The organism is Allobosea sp. (assembly GCF_048595345.1).
Taxonomy (GTDB): domain Bacteria; phylum Pseudomonadota; class Alphaproteobacteria; order Rhizobiales; family Beijerinckiaceae; genus Allobosea.
In genome coordinates, this window is sequence record NZ_JBMDWH010000019.1 from 1 (window position 1) to 15,136 (window position 15,136).

Genomic DNA, 15,136 nt, shown 5'->3' on the forward strand with positions numbered 1-15,136 from the left:
CCTTCATCGCTTCGCCACCGCTTTCCGCCGCCTGTTTGGCGGCGTTTGCTGTCTGCTTGACAGAGGCAGCAAGCTGCTCGGTGGTCGCCGCCGTTTCCTCCAGCGCCGAAGCCTGCTGTTCGGTCATGCCGGACAGGTCGCGCGAGCCTTCGGCGATCTCGGCTGCGGTCGCGCGCGTCAGCGCCACGGTCTGGCCGACGGCGCCGCTCGCGCGGCCGAGCTTTTCGGCGGCCGCGTTTAATGACAGTTTCAGCGCCTCGGCCTTGGCCGGCATCGCCTCCGTGATCCGCGCGGTGACATCGCCGTCCGCCAGGGCTGCGAGCGCCGTGCGAATGGCGTGGATGGCGATGCCGTCCTCCTCCATCGACTGCTGGGTCGCGAGTTCGGCCATCTTCTGATCATGGACGTCAGTGAGGGAGCCGCAGGCGCGGACCGTCGTGCCGTCCTCCATGTATTTGCATCCGCCCGTGGCCCGGAACCAGCGGTAGCTGCCGTCGCGCATCTTGAGGCGGTAGATGACGTCATACCGAGTGCCGCCGCTTCTGTCCTGCAGATGACCGCCAAACGCGGCGAAGGTGGAGGCGACATCGTCCGGATGCAGCCTGTCCGACCAGGACTGCACGACATTCGGGAATTCCGTCTCGGAGGTGTAGCCCAGCAGACGACGCAGTTCGGCGGACCACGTCCAGCGGCTGGCGGCATGCATGGCATCGCCCTGGTGGAGCACCGCTTCCCACAGGCCGACGCCGGCATAGCGATCGAGGAGCTCCGAACGCTCGCGCAGTTCCCGATAGGCCTGGGCTTCCGCCAGATCCACGACCGGCTCCGCCTTCTTTTTCCCGAACAGCATCGTTCCCCCTTGGTGCTTATGGTGCTGACCTTTGGTTATGGGAAGGCATGGTTAATGGCTGCTTATGGCCATCGGCGCCGACGGAAAATTCGTGGTCGGACCCTGCCTTTGCCGCAGGCATCGGGCTATATGGGCCCCTCGATTTGGAAAAATTCAGATGCCGATGCCGCCTGCCCAGCCGTCGCCCCCGGCGCCGAGCTTGTCCCGCTCTGCCGTGATTCAGCCCGGGGCCGGCTTTTTCACCACCTTCAAGGCCCTTTGGCCGTATCTGTGGCCGGCCGAGCGCCCCGATCTCAGGGGCCGCGTCGTCGCTGCCTTCGCGCTGATGCTGTGCGGCCGCCTGATTCTGATGGGCGTGCCCTTCACCTTCAAATGGGTGACGGATGCGCTGGCCGGCACGCGCTCGGGCGTCGAGAACTGGCTGCCCTGGCTCGTCGGCGCGCCGCTGGCGCTGACCGTGCTCTATGGTCTCGCCCGCGTCGGCTCGGCCGCCTTCGTGCAATTGCGGGACGCCATCTTCGCCCCGGTCTTCATGCATGCGGTCCGCACCCTGGCGCTGCAGACCTTCGGACATCTGCACCACCTGTCGCTGCGCTTCCATCTGGAGCGCAAGACGGGCGGGCTGACCCGCGTGCTGGAGCGCGGTCGCAACGGCATCGAGGAGATGGTGCGCCTCGGCCTCAACCAGCTCGTGCCGGTGATCATCGAGGTGGCGCTGATCATCGCCGTGCTGCTGGCGCTGTTCGACTGGCGCTATGTCGTCGTGCTGGTGGTGATGGTGACCGCCTATATGACCTTCACCATCAAGGCGACCGAGTGGCGGATTGCGATCCGCTCAGCGATGAACGAGTCCGACACCGACGCCAACGCCAAGGCGATCGACTCGCTGCTCAACTATGAGACGGTGAAGTATTTCGGCGCCGAGGCGCGCGAGACCGCCCGCTACGATGTTGCGATGGCGCGCTATGAGCGCAATTCGATCAAGGCCTATACATCGCTCGCCTGGCTGAATTTCGGCCAGGCCGGGATTTTCGCCGTGGGGCTGACGCTCTCGATGGTGATGGCGGTGCGCGGCTTCCAGTCCGGCACCAACACGGTTGGCGACCTGATCCTCATCAACTCGATGTTGATCCAGCTCTATATCCCGCTAAATTTCATGGGCACCGTCTATCGCGAGATCAAGCAGGCGACGCTCGACATCGCCCAGATGTTCTCGCTGATCGGGCGCGATCCGGAAATCCAGGACAAGCCGGGCGCCAGGCCCTTGCAGGTTCCGGCGGGCGAGGTCGTGTTTGACGACGTCCATTTCGCCTATGTGCCGGAGCGGCAGATCCTGCGCGGCGTCTCCTTCGCGGTCCCTCCGGGCAAGACGGTCGCCATCGTCGGCCCCTCCGGCGCCGGCAAGTCGACGATCTCGCGCCTGCTCTTCCGCTTCTACGAGCCGCAGCAGGGCCGCATCCTGATCGACGGGCAGCCGATCGCCGACATCCAGCAGGTCAGCTTGCGCGCGGCGATCGGCATGGTTCCTCAGGACCCCGTGCTGTTCAACGACACGATCGAGTACAACATCCTCTATGGTCGCCCGGATGCGACCCGCGAGGAGGTCGAGGAGGCGGCGCGCCTCGCCCAGATCGACCGCTTCATCAAGACCTTGCCCGATGGCTATGCCACCTCCGTCGGTGAACGCGGCCTCAAGCTTTCGGGCGGCGAGAAGCAGCGCGTTGCCATTGCCCGCACCATCCTGAAGGGCCCGCCGATCCTGGTGCTGGACGAAGCGACCTCGGCGCTCGATTCCTTCACCGAGAAGGAGATCCAGGATGCTCTGGACCGGGTCAGCGAGGGCCGAACCACGCTCGTCATCGCCCACCGGCTCTCGACCGTCGTCAATGCCGACGAGAGCATCGTGCTCGACAAGGGCGTCATCGTCGAGCGCGGCCATCACCGCGAATTGCTGGAGGCCGGCGGCGTCTACGCCGCGATGTGGAATCGCCAGCGTGAGGTCGACGAGGCGAAGGCCACGCTCCAGCGGGCCACCTCTCAGGAAGAGCCGAGCGTGAGGGTCAGCCTCACCAAGTGACGCTCGCAGGACCAGCCCGTTTCCTGCATGATGCGGCCATCGAGTAGGGCATTGGGGAGAGGCGGCCATGTTCAATCCCGCGACCTTCGTCGGCTTTCACACCTGGCTTAGCCTGATCGCCATCGTGGCGGGCTTCCCGGTCGCTGCCGGGCTGTTGCGGGGCCATACGCGGCCGCGCTGGACGGGGATTTTCCTGTCGACCGCCTTCGCCACGAGCGCGACGGGATTCGGCTTCCCCGTCAGCGGCGTCCTGCCCTCGCATATCGTGGGCGCGATCTCATTGGTCCTCGTCGCGCTTGCCGCATTCGCGCTCTATGGGCGCCTGTTGCAGGGGGCGTGGCGTCGCATTTATGCGGTCTCGGCCTTGCTGGCCTTCTATCTGCTGATGTTCGTGCTGGTCGCGCAGATGTTCCTGAAGATCCCCGCGCTGCACGCACTGGCGCCGACGGGCTCGGAGCCCGCCTTCCTCGTGGCGCAGCTCGCCGTGCTGGCGGCATTCGTCATCCTGATCTGGCAGGCCGCGCGGCGCTTCGTCCAGATGCCGCGACCGGCGGTTTGATCATGCCGTCTCGCGCCGTCTGGCCGTCATCATCAGCGGCTTGCGGGGCCTCAGCGTGATCTTCAGCGAAGGCTCGGGGGCTTCGTGCGAGACCCGCGCGAGCCTGGCCGCCGGCAGGAGCACGGCGAGGATCGCCACCGCCTCCATCGTCGCGAAGGCGCTGCCGATGCAGATGCGCGGGCCCGCGCCGAACGGCAGATAGGCGTAGCGGTGCCGCGTGCGGCCGGCCTGCGGCAGGAAGCGGGCGGGATCGAAGCGCTCGGGCTCGTCCCAGAGCTTCTCGTGCCGATGCACCGCCTGGATCGGCACATAGAGAACCGTGCCTTCGCCGAGAGAGAGCCCGCCGAGCGAAAAAGGCTTTTCCACCTGGCGGGTGATGACCGGCGCGGGCGGATAAAGCCGCATCGATTCCTGGAAGACCGCCCGGGTGAGATCCAGCCGCGCGACATGCTCCGGCCGCAGCGGCCCGCCCTGGGTGACGGTCGCGATTTCCTCCAGCACCTTCTGCTCGATCTGCGGGTGGTCGCTGAGGAGGTGTAGCGTCCAGGCCAGACCGAGCGCGGTGGTTTCGTGCCCAGCGGTGATGAAGGTCAGGAGGTTGTCGACGATCTCTTCGTCCTGCATCGCGCGGCCCGTCTCCGGATCATGCGCGTCGAGCAGCATGTCGAGAAGATCGCCGCGGCGGGCACCGCCGGCGCGGCGGAGGCCGATCAGCGCGCCGATGCTCTCGCGCAGATAGCGCGTCGCCTCGCGAGCGCGGGTTCGGCCCGGATAGGGCATCCATTCCGGCAGTCCGAGCATGGAATAGGCGAAGACATAGCTCGTCGGCTCGAGATAATCCGTGATCGAGCGCTCGACCCGCCCGACATCCAGATCGGCGCTCCCCGAGAGCATCGTCTCCACGATGATGGCGAAGGTCGTGCGCATCATCTCGTGGCCGATATCGAGCGGGGAGGTCGCATCCTCCCAGCGCGCGCGAGTTTCCTGCGCGGCGCCGATCATCGCGGGCAGGAAGCCGACGAGCTTCTCGTGCTGGAAGCCCGACGCGACCGATTGCCTCTGCCAGCGCCAATGGGCGCCCTCCGCCGTCAGCAAGCCATCGCCCAGCGCAGGCCCCAGCACCTTGCGCGCGATCTCGCCCTTGCCGAGATGGGCGGCGTTCTTGACCAGCGCCTCCTGGATCAGCGGTGGGTCGCAGACATATAGGCTCTGCCGGCCGGCGACGCTGGCCAGAACCAGGCGCTCGCGAAAGATCTCGGGCGGGAGAGCGCTCAGCGGATTGCGCAGGATCGCGGCGAAGAGCCCCAGCGGCGAACGCTTGGTCTCGACGAGCCCGTCACCGGCGATCCGGTCGGGATTGAAGGCGATGGTCAAGGACGGACGCTCCATGCGGGATGATCGTCACGTCCAAGGTGATGCGCCAAATGTGGCGATAAAAGAGGGTGCGACCGCAGCGGACTTCCCCTTGGCTGCGGAATTGCCTACATGACCGCGGCGCCCGCGCCCCGTGATGGCGGGCAAACCCATTTCCGCGCCGATGCGCGGCTTCAACAACGGAACAGCCCATGTCCCTCGTCGATTCCGTCCGCAAGGTGATCGTGCCCATCCACAAGGAGGGCTATGTCTTCATCGCGCTCGGCCTCGTGGCGACGATCGTGCTCGCCAATGTCTGGTCGCCCTTTGGCTGGATCGGCGCGATCATCACCATCTGGATCTGCTACTTCTTCCGCGATCCGGTGCGCATCACGCCGCAGCGGGAAGGGCTCGTGATCTCCCCGGCCGACGGCCATGTCAGCCAGATCGCGACGGCCCTGCCGCCGCCGGAACTCGACTTGCCGGTCGAGCCGATGACGCGCATCTCGATCTTCATGAACGTCTTCGACTGCCATGTGAACCGCGCCCCGGTGCCCGGCCGCATCGTCAAGATGGCCTATACGCCCGGCCTCTTCCTCAACGCCGAGCTCGACAAGGCCAGCGACGACAATGAGCGCAACGCGCTGGCGATCGAGACGACCTCGGGCGTGGTCGGCGTCGTGCAGATCGCCGGCCTCGTCGCGCGCCGCATCGTGCCCTTCGTCAAGGAAGGTGACCTGCTCGGCACCGGCGAGCGCTTCGGCCTCATCCGCTTCGGCTCGCGCGTCGACGTCTACCTGCCGACGCATGTCGTTCCTCTGGTCGGCCCCGGCCAGACCGCCATCGCCGGCGAGACGGTGCTGGCCGACATGGCCGGCAACGAACTCGTGGCCCGCAGCTTCCGGCCCATCTGACGGGGACGGAACGCGGCTGCCGCTGGCGTTGCGGGCAGAATCCGCGTATTCCCGGCAGCCATGAGCGACCTTTTTCCTCCTTTCGAGCCCGAGCGCGTCGAGCCCAGGCGCGCGCGCTTCAAGTCGATCCCCTTCCGGCTGATCGCGCCGAATCTCGTGACCTTGCTGGCGCTGTGCCTCGGGCTGACTGCCATGCGGCTCGTCGTCGAGGGCCGGACCGAGACGGCGACCATTTGCATTCTGGTCGCCGCTGCGCTCGACGGTGTGGACGGGCGCCTCGCGCGCATGCTGAAGGGCACCTCACGCTTCGGGGCCGAGCTCGATTCGCTGTCCGATTTCGTCAATTTTGGCGTGGCGACCGGCTATGTGCTTTGGATCTTCGTCCTGCACGATCTGAAGTCCTTCGGCTGGATCATCGTGCTCACGCTCGCCTGCACCATGGCGCTGAGGCTCGCCCGCTTCAACGTGATGATCGACGATCCCAACCGGCCGGAGTGGCAGAAGAACTTCTTCGTCGGCATGCCGGCGCCGGCCGGCGCCATCACCGCGCTGCTCCCGGTCTACCTGCAGATGATCGGAGTGCCGGTGCAGGAATATGGAGCGCCTTTCGTCGGGCTCTATATCCTCTTCATCGCCTTCCTGACGATTTCCCGCATCCCTTGCTATGCGGGCAAGACGCTCGGTGCCCGCGTGCCTCGGGACATGGTGCTGCCGCTCTTCGCAGCGGCGGTCATCGTGGCGGGGCTGCTTTTCGCCTATACCTTCGAGACGCTGAGCCTCGTCGTGCTGGCCTATCTCGCGCTGATTCCGGTCAGCGTCGCACGCTATCGCAAGCTCGAACGCGAGCACGCCGCAGCCACCGCTCCCGTCGCCGAGACGCCCGCGGGCTGAACCGCCGCGTCAGCGCCGCCGGCCGAGCCGGGCCGCATTGGCGCGGGTGCGCCGGGAGAAGGGCTCCAGCGACTGGTTGACCACCTTGGCGGAAGCCTCGGCGATATCGACCTGGGCGAGCGGATTGAGCGCCAGGCCCCACCAGAAGGCCGCGGCGGCGCAACTGGCGGCGACGCCGCTCTCCATGACCGCGGAGACCTTCTCGACGACCGCCTTCGTCGCCTCGCGCTGGCCGGAACTGTCCCCCATCGCTCCCTTCATCAGGATCGGCATGCGCATGGCGATCGTCAGCCCCGCATCGGCCTGCATCGTCATCATCCGCACGGCGAGCGCCTGTGCTTCGACCCCCGCGACGACGGGGGCGAGAGGAGGCGTCTTGGTGGATTTGGGCATACGGGGCTCCGGGCACCGGGCGAAGGCGGAAGCAGCCGACAGTGACTTGACCATCGCTCGTTTGCAATCGCAGATGCAGCGCGCGGGCCTTTTCCGTCCATGCGCTGCAAACATGGAACATTCGCGCCCGTCGCCGCGCCACTTTTTGCGCGGCGGCTCCAGCCCGGGCAGCAGCGGGAAAATGGTTCCCACCCGGCCCCGCGATGCTCTAAATCCCAGGAGCGGCCCTTCCGCCGCCTCAACATCGAGCGTCGTGCCTTGACCCTGTTCGCCTCTTCCAAGCCGCCCGGCTGGCGCCCCATGCTCGTGCTCGCCTCCGCTTCGCCGCGGCGGCTCGCCTTGCTCGAGCAGGCCGGCCTCAAGCCCGATGCGTTGCTGCCGGCCGATCTCGACGAAACCCCGAACAAGGCCGAGCGCCCGCGCGATCTCGCCCGCCGCCTCGCCCGTGAAAAGGCCGAGGCGGCGAAAGCCGGCATCGCCGCGAGGCCCGATCTGGAGGGCGCCTATATCGTCGCCGCAGATACGGTGGTGGCGGTCGGCCGGCGCATCCTGCCCAAGGCCGAACTGGTAGAGGAGGCGGCGTCCTGCCTGCGGCTGCTGTCAGGCCGCGCGCACAAGGTCTTCACCGGCGTCGCGCTGGTCACCCCCTCGGGTTCCATCCGCGAGCGGATCGTCGAGACGCGGCTGCGGTTCAAGCGGCTTTCGACCGAGGAGATCGAGCTCTATCTCGCTTCCGGCGAATGGCGCGGCAAGGCCGGCGGCTATGCCGTGCAGGGCATCGCCGGCTCCTTCGTGGTCAAGCTCGTCGGCTCCTATACCGGCGTCGTCGGCCTCCCGCTCTACGAGACGGTGAATCTCCTGGGCGGGGAGGGCTTCCCCGTCCGCTTCGGCTGGATGAACGCGGCCTGACCGCAAGGCGGACCGATGCGCCGGCTTGCATCCGGCCGCCGCTGCATCGATCCTCGCAGGTTCAAGCGCGCCAGCCTGACAAGGCGCGTCGTCGAAAAGGGGCGGGAATGAGCACACGTCTGAGGGGCAAGGTCGCGATCGTGGCCGGAGCGGGCTCGATCGGCCCCGGCTGGGGCAACGGCAAGGCGACGGCGGTCACCTTCGCCCGCGAGGGCGCTCGCGTGATCTGCGCCGACATCAATCTCGACGCGGCCGAGGAAACGGCCGCCATCATCCAGAACGAGGGCGGCCAGGCCTTCGCGGTGCGGGCCGATGTGACCAAGGCCGAAGAGGTCGCGGACCTGGTCGGCCGCACGCTCGGTCGCTATGGGCGGATCGACATTCTCGACAACAATGTCGGCATCGCCGAGGTCGGCGGCGTCGTCGAACTGGCGGAGGAGGTGTGGGAGCGTGTCTTCCGCGTCAATCTCACCGGCGCCTTCCTGGCCATGAAGCACGTCATTCCGGTGATGCAGCGCCAGTTCACGGAGACCGGAGAGGGCGGGTCGATCATCAACATCTCCTCGATCGCCTCGATCCGCCATACCGGCGTGCCCTATGCGAGCTATTCGGCCACCAAGGCGGCGTTGAACCAGCTGACCCGCACGACGGCGGCCCAGTATGCGCCTGAGAAGATTCGCGTGAACGCGATCCTGCCCGGCCTGATGAAGACCCCGATGGTCGAGCATTCGGCCGGCCTCGCCCAGGCCTATGGGGCCGGCGATGTCGAGGCGATGTGGGCTGCGCGCGCCGCGCAGGTGCCGATGGGCCATATGGGCGAGGCCTGGGACGTGGCCCATGCCGCGCTCTTTCTCGCCAGTGACGAGGCGCGCTATGTCACCGGCATCGAACTGGTCGTCGATGGAGGCATTACGCTCAAATATGGCTGAGATCGAAGACAAGGCGCCTCCGGCGCGGGCCTGCCCGATCTGCGGCAAGCCCGCTCTGGCGAAATTCCGTCCCTTCTGCTCGGCGCGCTGCGCCGATATCGATCTGGGGCGCTGGCTGAAGGGCAGCTACGTCATTCCCGGCGAGCCGCTGGACGAGGCCGATGACGTGCCACCGAACCCGCGCGAAAGCGGGCGCGACCACTGAGCGTCGACAGCCGACGCGACGGTTGCGCTGGCCGATTCGCTCCCCAAATCTGAGTGGAGGGAGAGTGTCGGATGGCCAGCGGTTGGGCTCCTGACGGAGCGGTTCAGGATCAGATCGACGATACGATCGGCGATGCGGTGCGCCTGGCCCGCTCGCGTTTGCCCGCCGGGCCGGGCGATATCCATTGCCGGGAATGCGGGGAGATGATCCCGCTGGCGCGGCGCCTCGCCCTTCCGGGCGCGCGCACCTGTGTCGAATGTCAATCCGGGCTCGACCGGCCGGCGGCGGCCAGCGGATATAACCGCCGCGGCAGCAAGGACAGCCAGCTCAGATGAGCCGTCCGCGCCCATGCGCCGAAAACGGGAATCCACTTTTCGGTTCGATGCTGTAGACTGCAGGCATGTCAGATTTCCCCGGCATCATCCGCTCGCCGCTCTCGCAGACGGTCACCCATGACGGCATTACGGTGCAGGTCGAGATCTACCGGATCGACGGCACCGATGGCTGGACGCTCGAACTGATCGACGAGGAAGGCGGCTCGACCGTGTGGCAGGACAGCTTCGCGACCGATGCGGAGGCCTTCGCCGAATTCATGGACGGCGTGCGCCAGCTCGGCCTTGCCCGGCTGATCGACCCCGACGAGGATGATATCGCGACCGTTCATTGAGGGCGCCCGGCCCCGTTCTCGCTCCATCCACCGCGGGCATCACAAAGCCGGCTGAAGTGACTGGACAGGCCCGCCATCTGCCTCTATACCGCCCCCCACCAACACGGACGGCGCCCGCGCCGCCGGGGCGCCCAGGTAGCTCAGTTGGTAGAGCATGCGACTGAAAATCGCAGTGTCGGTGGTTCGATTCCGCCCCTGGGCACCATTTTTCCTCTGATATTGCAGATATTTGGACGCCGTCTTCGGCTTTTGAGAGCGGGTGCGCTGCCGCTGAGAGAAAGCTGTGTTTCTCTCAGCGCGCCATGCCCGCGAGAAAGAGCTCGATGCAGAGCTTCGCGTGGGCCACACGCTGTTCGCGGCTCCATTCATGGTCGCCGAGAAACCGCCTTGCCTGTCCGCCGAAGATCATGTCGAGCAGCATCCGGGCCGCCGCCTCCGGCGGGAAGGAGCGCAGTCGCCCGGCCTCCTGCTGCGCGCCGATCCATTCGGCGAGCAGGCGCCGCGAGGGATCGACGCCTTCAAGCCGCAAGGCGCGGCCGATATCCGGGAAACGCTCCGCTTCGGCGATCGCCAGCAGCAGGAAGGCGATGCGGTCTTCATCGGCCCCGGTCGCGTCGTCGAGCCTGAAGATCGCGGCCAGCGCAGCGTCCAGCGTCTCTTCGCGCGGGTTGCGCGGCAGCGCCAGCGCCTGGCGTCGGTGCTCGGCCACCATCTCGTGGAAGAGTTCCGCCTTCCCCGGGAACAGCCGGTAGAGTGTGCGCTTCGAGATGCCGCAGCGTCCGGCCACCGCATCCATGGTCGTGCCGTCATAGCCGGCCGTCAGGAACAAGGCCCGGGCCTGTGCGGTTATGCGCTCGCGTTCCGTTGCGTCGGGGCGGCTCTTCGGCCGCCCTGGTGCGCGCTTGCGGGCGGCGCCGGTCTGACTGTGCTGCGCCTCTCGGGTCATCGCGCCGGAGTATCGGTTTGACACGGCCCGAAAGCAAGGATTAAGAAACTCAGCAGTTTCCTAACCAGGAGCCTCCGATGCCGGCCGCGCGCGCCTCGTCCGCCTCCCGCCCCCTGCTCGGGGGCGCGGTTCTGCTCGCCATGGCCCTGGCGGGGTGCAACGAGCAGAAAGCGGGCGCTCCGCCCCAGCAGCCACAGGCGCAGGTCAGCGTCGTGGTGCTTCGCCCTCAGCCTGTCGCGATCACCGCCGAATTGCCCGGCCGGGTCTCCGCCAGCCTGATCGCCGAGGTGCGCCCGCAGGTGAACGGCATCATCAAGTCCCGGGTCTTCAAGGAGGGCAGCGAGGTCAAGGCGGGCGATCTGCTCTACGAGATCGATCCCGCGCCCTATCAGGCCGCACTGGACAGTGCGCTCGCCGCGCAGCAGAAGGCCGAGGCGGCCGCCGTCAACGCCAAGATCCGGGCGGATCGCTACGGGGAGCTGCTCCAGCGCAATGCCGGCAGCCGGCAGGATGCGGACGACGCCAACGCCACCTTCGCCCAGGCGCAGGCCGATGTCGCCTCCACCAAGGCCAGCGTCGAAACCGCGCGCATCAACCTCGCCTATACGAAGGTCACGGCGCCGATCGACGGGCGGGTAGACAAATCCGCGCTGACGCCGGGCGCTCTGGTGACGGCCAATCAGGCTACGGCGCTGACCACGATCCGCAAGCTCGATCCCATCAATGTCGATGTCACCCAATCCAGCACCAACCTGCTGAAGTTCCGCGAGTCGGTTGCCGCGGGGCGGCTGAAAGTGACGGGACCCAACGTTGCCGTGAAGCTGAAGCTCGATACCGGGGCCGAATACGACCAGTCGGGCAAGCTCGAATTCGCCGAGGCGAATATCGACGAGACCACCGGCACCTTCACCGTGCGGGCCGAATTCCCCAATCCTCAGCGCCTGCTGCTGCCCGGCATGTTCGTGCGCGCCGTCATTCAGGAAGGCGTCGCCGAGAACAGCTTCCTGCTGCCGCAGCGGGGCGTCGGCCGCAACACCAAGGGCGAGCCGACGGGCAAGTTCGTCGCTGCAGACGGCAAGGTCGAAGAGCGGGTGCTCTCGACCCAGCGCAGCATCGGCAACAACTGGCTGGTCAATGCCGGGGTGAAGGACGGCGACAGACTGATCGTGGAAGGGGCCCAGCTGGTGCGCGCCGGCCAGGCCGTCAATCCGACGGAAGTGAGCGTGGACGAGGCGACCGGCGAGCTGAAATCGGCCGATCGCCGCGCTCAGATCCCCGCCGCGACGAAGAACTGACGCCATGATCTCGCGCTTCTTCATCGAGCGGCCGATCTTCGCCTGGGTCGTCGCCATCGTGATCATGCTGGCGGGCCTGCTGGCCCTGCGCACGCTGCCGATCTCGCAATATCCGCAGATCGCGCCTACGACGGTGCAGATCAGCGCGACCTATCCTGGCGCAGATGCGCAGACCGTCGAGAATTCGGTGACGAAGGTCATCGAGCAGGGCATGACCGGCCTCGACAACCTGCAATACATGACCGCAAATTCGACTTCGACCGGCAACGCCTCGATCACGCTGACCTTCACCAGCGCGGCCGACCCGGACGTCGCGCAGATGCAGGTGCAGAACAAGCTGCAACTCGTCACCCGGCAATTGCCGAGCGTGGTGCAGAGCACGGGCATCTCGGTCGCGAAGGCTTCCACCGGCTTCCTGATGGTCGTCGCCTTCGTCTCCAAGGACGGGCGGATGTCGACCACCGACCTCGCCGACTATGTCGATTCCACGCTGAACGATACGCTGAAGCGCGTCGAAGGCGTCGGCACGACGCAGCTCTTCGGCGCCGGCTATGCCATGCGCATCTGGCTGAACCCGGATTCGCTGCGCAAATACGCGCTGATGCCGAGCGATGTCGCCGCAGCGATCCAGGCGCAGAACACGCAGGTCTCGGCCGGCCAGCTCGGCGGCCTGCCGCAAATCAAGGGGCAGCAGCTCAACGCCACGGTGACGGCGGCCTCGCGCCTACAGACCCCCTCCCAATTCGAGAACATCATCCTGAAAAGCGGCTCCTCCGGCTCCATCGTGCGGCTGAACGACGTCGCGCGGGTGGAGCTCGGCGCCAAGAGCTACGACACGGTCTCGCGCTATAACGGCCAGCCGACCACGGGCCTCGCCATCAGCCTGGCGACCGGCGCCAACGCCATCGACACCGCCAAGGCGGTGCAGTCCACCATCGACCGAATGAAGCAGACCCTGCCGGAAGGCGTCGAGGTGACCTATCCCTACGACACGACGCCTTTCGTCACCCTCTCGATCGAGAAGGTGGTCCATACGTTGTTCGAGGCGATCGTTCTCGTCTTCATCGTGATGTTCGTGTTCCTGCAGAATCTGCGGGCCACCTTCATCCCGATGATCGCGGTTCCGGTCGTGCTGCTCGGCACCTTCGGCGTGCTGGCTGTGGCGGGCTATTCGATCAACACGCTGACCATGTTCGCGATGGTGCTCGCCATCGGCCTGCTCGTCGACGACGCCATCGTCGTGGTCGAGAATGTCGAGCGCGTGATGCAGGAGGACAAGCTCGGCCCCAAGGAAGCGACGATCAAGTCGATGGGCGAGATCACCGGCGCGCTGATCGGCATCACCACGGTGCTCTCGGCCGTGTTTGTGCCCATGGCCTTCTTCGGCGGTTCGGTCGGCGTCATCTATCGCCAGTTCTCCATCACCATCGTGACCGCGATGATCCTGTCGGTGGTGGTGGCGCTGGTGCTGACCCCGGCATTGTGCGCCACCATCCTCAAGCCGGTGAAGGATCATGGCGAGCGGAAGGGCTTCTTCGGCTGGTTCAACCGCAATTTCGAGCGCACCACGCATGGCTACCGCTCTGGCGTGTCCGGCATGATCGCGCGCCCGCTGCGCTTCTTCCTCGTCTTCCTGCTCGTCACCGGCGGCATGGCCTATCTCTTCGCGCGGCTGCCGAGCTCCTTCCTGCCCGATGAGGATCAGGGCATCCTGCTGACCAGCGTGCAGCTGCCGGTGGGCGCGACGCAGGATCGCACGCTGGCGGTCCTCGACCAGGTGCAGAAGCATTATCTCGAGAAGGAAAAGGATCTGGTCGACGGCGTCCTCACCGTCGCCGGCTTCGGCTTCGGCGGGCAGGGCCAGAATGTCGGCCTCGCTTTCGTGCGCCTGAAGCCGTTCGAAGCGCGCTCGGGCCGCGAGACCACGGCGCAGGCGATCGCGGGGCGGGCGATGGGGGCTTTCCGGGCGATCAAGGACGGCACGGTCTTCGCGCTGGCCCCGCCCGCGATCCAGGGTTTCGGCAACACGGCGGGCTTCGATTTCTATCTTCAGGATGTCGGCGGCGCAGGCCATGCGAGGCTGATGGAGGTCCGCAACCAGCTTCTCGGTCTCGCCGGTGGCAGCAAGCTTTTGACCGGAACCCGCCCGAACGGGCAGGAGGACACGCCGCAATATGCCGTCGAGATCGACCAGGAGAAGGCGAGTGCGCTGACATTGTCGCTCGGCAGCGTCAACGACACGCTGTCGACCGCCTGGGGCTCGGCCTATGTCAACGACTTCATCGACAGGGGCCGCGTCAAATCGGTCTATGTCCAGGCCGATGCGCCGTTCCGCATGCAGCCGGAGGATGTAGGCCGCTGGCATGTCCGCAATGCGAGCGGCGAGATGGTGCCCTTCTCGGCCTTCTCCAGCGGGCGCTGGACCTATGGCTCGCCCCGGCTGGAGCGGTACAACGGCCAGTCCGCCGTCGAGATCCAGGGCGGTGCCACAGCCGGCGTCAGTTCCGGCGCGGCGATGGACGAGATCGACCGGCTGATGACGCAGCTGCCGCCCGGCTTCTCGCATGAATGGACCGGGCTGTCCTATCAGGAGCGGCTGTCGGGCAGCCAGGCCGCTGCGCTCTATGCGCTGTCGATGCTCGTGGTCTTCCTGTGCCTTGCGGCGCTCTATGAGAGCTGGTCCATCCCCTTCGCCGTGATGCTGTCGGTACCGATCGGCATTTTCGGGGCGCTGCTGGCGGCGACGCTGTTCGGGCAGAGCAACGACGTCTATTTCAAGGTCGGCCTGCTCACCACCATCGGCCTGGCGGCCAAGAACGCCATCCTAATCGTCGAATTCGCGATCGAGCAGGAGGCGCACGGCAAGGGCCTGGTCGAGGCGACGCTCGAAGCCGCCCGCCAGCGCCTGCGCCCGATCCTGATGACCTCGCTGGCCTTCGTGCTCGGCGTCACGCCGCTCGCGATTGCCACCGGCGCAGGCTCGGGCAGCCAGAACGCCATCGGCATCGGCGTGATGGGCGGCATGATCGCGGCGACCGTGCTCGGCGTCTTCTTCGTCCCGCTGCTTTATGTCGGCGTGGTCAGGCTGGTGCGCCGCTGGCGCGGCAAGCCCCGAGAGCCTAAGCAGGTTGCTGCCACCTGACGGGCA

14 protein-coding genes, 1 tRNA gene and 1 pseudogene are annotated in these 15,136 nt (G+C 66.7%); 12 read left to right on the forward strand and 4 right to left on the reverse strand.

Translation table 11 applies throughout. The features are described from left to right. Positions 1 to 850: methyl-accepting chemotaxis protein (locus tag ACOJTB_RS02660; protein WP_420100971.1), on the reverse strand; the 850-nt coding region annotated here is incomplete at its 3' end. A gap of 163 nt (positions 851 to 1,013) precedes the next feature. Between ACOJTB_RS02660 and ACOJTB_RS02665 the strand changes: the two genes are divergently transcribed. Continuing rightward, entirely contained in the window at positions 1,014 to 2,927 is a 1,914-nt protein-coding gene (locus ACOJTB_RS02665) for an ABCB family ABC transporter ATP-binding protein/permease (protein ID WP_420101048.1), read from the forward strand. Between the two features lie 67 nt (positions 2,928 to 2,994). Next, positions 2,995 to 3,486 (forward strand): hypothetical protein, encoded by a 492-nt coding sequence (locus tag ACOJTB_RS02670; protein ID WP_420100972.1) that lies wholly within the window; start codon positions 2,995 to 2,997, stop codon positions 3,484 to 3,486. Here ACOJTB_RS02670 and ACOJTB_RS02675 read toward each other — a convergent pair whose 3' ends face one another. Then, on the reverse strand, positions 3,487 to 4,833 hold the full coding sequence (locus ACOJTB_RS02675) for a cytochrome P450 (protein WP_420101049.1): 1,347 nt from the start codon (positions 4,831 to 4,833) through the stop codon (positions 3,487 to 3,489). A gap of 197 nt (positions 4,834 to 5,030) precedes the next feature. Between ACOJTB_RS02675 and ACOJTB_RS02680 the strand changes: the two are divergent. Continuing rightward, a pseudogene (locus ACOJTB_RS02680) lies at positions 5,031 to 5,753 on the forward strand (phosphatidylserine decarboxylase); the annotation flags it as partial. A 60-nt stretch (positions 5,754 to 5,813) separates the two neighbouring features. Further along, positions 5,814 to 6,644: a CDP-alcohol phosphatidyltransferase family protein gene (locus ACOJTB_RS02685; protein WP_420100973.1), complete on the forward strand. Its 831-nt coding sequence runs from the start codon at positions 5,814 to 5,816 to the stop codon at positions 6,642 to 6,644. Between the two features lie 9 nt (positions 6,645 to 6,653). Here the strand turns inward: ACOJTB_RS02685 and ACOJTB_RS02690 are convergent, their stop codons facing one another. Continuing rightward, positions 6,654 to 7,037 carry a hypothetical protein gene (locus ACOJTB_RS02690; protein ID WP_420100974.1) on the reverse strand — a complete coding sequence of 128 codons (384 nt, stop codon included), beginning with the start codon at positions 7,035 to 7,037 and terminating at the stop codon, positions 6,654 to 6,656. A 300-nt stretch (positions 7,038 to 7,337) separates the two neighbouring features. Between ACOJTB_RS02690 and ACOJTB_RS02695 the strand changes: the two genes are divergently transcribed. The 6 genes from ACOJTB_RS02695 (at position 7,338) to ACOJTB_RS02720 (ending at position 9,952) form a co-directional block, all read left to right on the forward strand. After that, positions 7,338 to 7,946 carry a Maf-like protein gene (locus ACOJTB_RS02695; protein WP_420101050.1) on the forward strand — a complete coding sequence of 203 codons (609 nt, stop codon included), beginning with the start codon at positions 7,338 to 7,340 and terminating at the stop codon, positions 7,944 to 7,946. Positions 7,947 to 8,053: 107 nt separating this feature from the next. Next, complete coding sequence (locus ACOJTB_RS02700) at positions 8,054 to 8,875, forward strand: SDR family NAD(P)-dependent oxidoreductase (RefSeq protein WP_420100975.1); 822 nt, start codon at positions 8,054 to 8,056, stop codon at positions 8,873 to 8,875. Then, positions 8,868 to 9,080, forward strand: coding sequence for a DNA gyrase inhibitor YacG (gene yacG / locus ACOJTB_RS02705; RefSeq protein ID WP_420100976.1), 213 nt, complete (start codon positions 8,868 to 8,870; stop codon positions 9,078 to 9,080). Before ACOJTB_RS02700 ends, yacG begins: the two co-directional genes overlap by 8 nt. A gap of 71 nt (positions 9,081 to 9,151) precedes the next feature. Beyond that, entirely contained in the window at positions 9,152 to 9,415 is a 264-nt protein-coding gene (locus ACOJTB_RS02710; RefSeq protein ID WP_420100977.1) for a DksA/TraR family C4-type zinc finger protein, read from the forward strand. A 65-nt stretch (positions 9,416 to 9,480) separates the two neighbouring features. Then, positions 9,481 to 9,747 (forward strand): hypothetical protein, encoded by a 267-nt coding sequence (locus tag ACOJTB_RS02715; RefSeq protein ID WP_420100978.1) that lies wholly within the window; start codon positions 9,481 to 9,483, stop codon positions 9,745 to 9,747. 129 nt (positions 9,748 to 9,876) lie between these two features. Beyond that, positions 9,877 to 9,952 (forward strand) — tRNA-Phe (locus tag ACOJTB_RS02720). Between the two features lie 87 nt (positions 9,953 to 10,039). Here the strand turns inward: ACOJTB_RS02720 and ACOJTB_RS02725 are convergent. Further along, positions 10,040 to 10,693 carry a TetR/AcrR family transcriptional regulator gene (locus ACOJTB_RS02725; RefSeq protein WP_420100979.1) on the reverse strand — a complete coding sequence of 218 codons (654 nt, stop codon included), beginning with the start codon at positions 10,691 to 10,693 and terminating at the stop codon, positions 10,040 to 10,042. Positions 10,694 to 10,770: 77 nt separating this feature from the next. Here ACOJTB_RS02725 and ACOJTB_RS02730 point away from each other — a divergent pair, with 77 nt between their 5' ends. Both ACOJTB_RS02730 and ACOJTB_RS02735 read left to right on the forward strand, forming a co-directional pair. Next, positions 10,771 to 11,988, forward strand: a complete 1,218-nt coding sequence (locus tag ACOJTB_RS02730) for an efflux RND transporter periplasmic adaptor subunit (RefSeq protein WP_420100980.1) — start codon at positions 10,771 to 10,773, stop codon at positions 11,986 to 11,988. 7 nt (positions 11,989 to 11,995) lie between these two features. After that, the gene (locus ACOJTB_RS02735) at positions 11,996 to 15,130 is read left to right on the forward strand and encodes an efflux RND transporter permease subunit (RefSeq protein ID WP_420101051.1); all 3,135 of its coding nucleotides are present in this window, start codon (positions 11,996 to 11,998) and stop codon (positions 15,128 to 15,130) included. Positions 15,131 to 15,136: the final 6 nt, after the last annotated feature.

Coding starts and splice junctions, on each gene's coding strand:
- ACOJTB_RS02685 (WP_420100973.1), top strand. CDS start 5,814: ATGAGCGACCTTTTTCCTCCTTTCGAGCCCGAGCGCGTCGAGCCCAGG.
- ACOJTB_RS02665 (WP_420101048.1), top strand. CDS start 1,014: ATGCCGCCTGCCCAGCCGTCGCCCCCGGCGCCGAGCTTGTCCCGCTCT.
- ACOJTB_RS02695 (WP_420101050.1), top strand. CDS start 7,338: ATGCTCGTGCTCGCCTCCGCTTCGCCGCGGCGGCTCGCCTTGCTCGAG.
- yacG (WP_420100976.1), top strand. CDS start 8,868: ATGGCTGAGATCGAAGACAAGGCGCCTCCGGCGCGGGCCTGCCCGATC.
- ACOJTB_RS02730 (WP_420100980.1), top strand. CDS start 10,771: ATGCCGGCCGCGCGCGCCTCGTCCGCCTCCCGCCCCCTGCTCGGGGGC.
- ACOJTB_RS02715 (WP_420100978.1), top strand. CDS start 9,481: ATGTCAGATTTCCCCGGCATCATCCGCTCGCCGCTCTCGCAGACGGTC.
- ACOJTB_RS02670 (WP_420100972.1), top strand. CDS start 2,995: ATGTTCAATCCCGCGACCTTCGTCGGCTTTCACACCTGGCTTAGCCTG.
- ACOJTB_RS02700 (WP_420100975.1), top strand. CDS start 8,054: ATGAGCACACGTCTGAGGGGCAAGGTCGCGATCGTGGCCGGAGCGGGC.
- ACOJTB_RS02710 (WP_420100977.1), top strand. CDS start 9,152: ATGGCCAGCGGTTGGGCTCCTGACGGAGCGGTTCAGGATCAGATCGAC.
- ACOJTB_RS02690 (WP_420100974.1), bottom strand. CDS start 7,037: ATGCCCAAATCCACCAAGACGCCTCCTCTCGCCCCCGTCGTCGCGGGG.
- ACOJTB_RS02725 (WP_420100979.1), bottom strand. CDS start 10,693: ATGACCCGAGAGGCGCAGCACAGTCAGACCGGCGCCGCCCGCAAGCGC.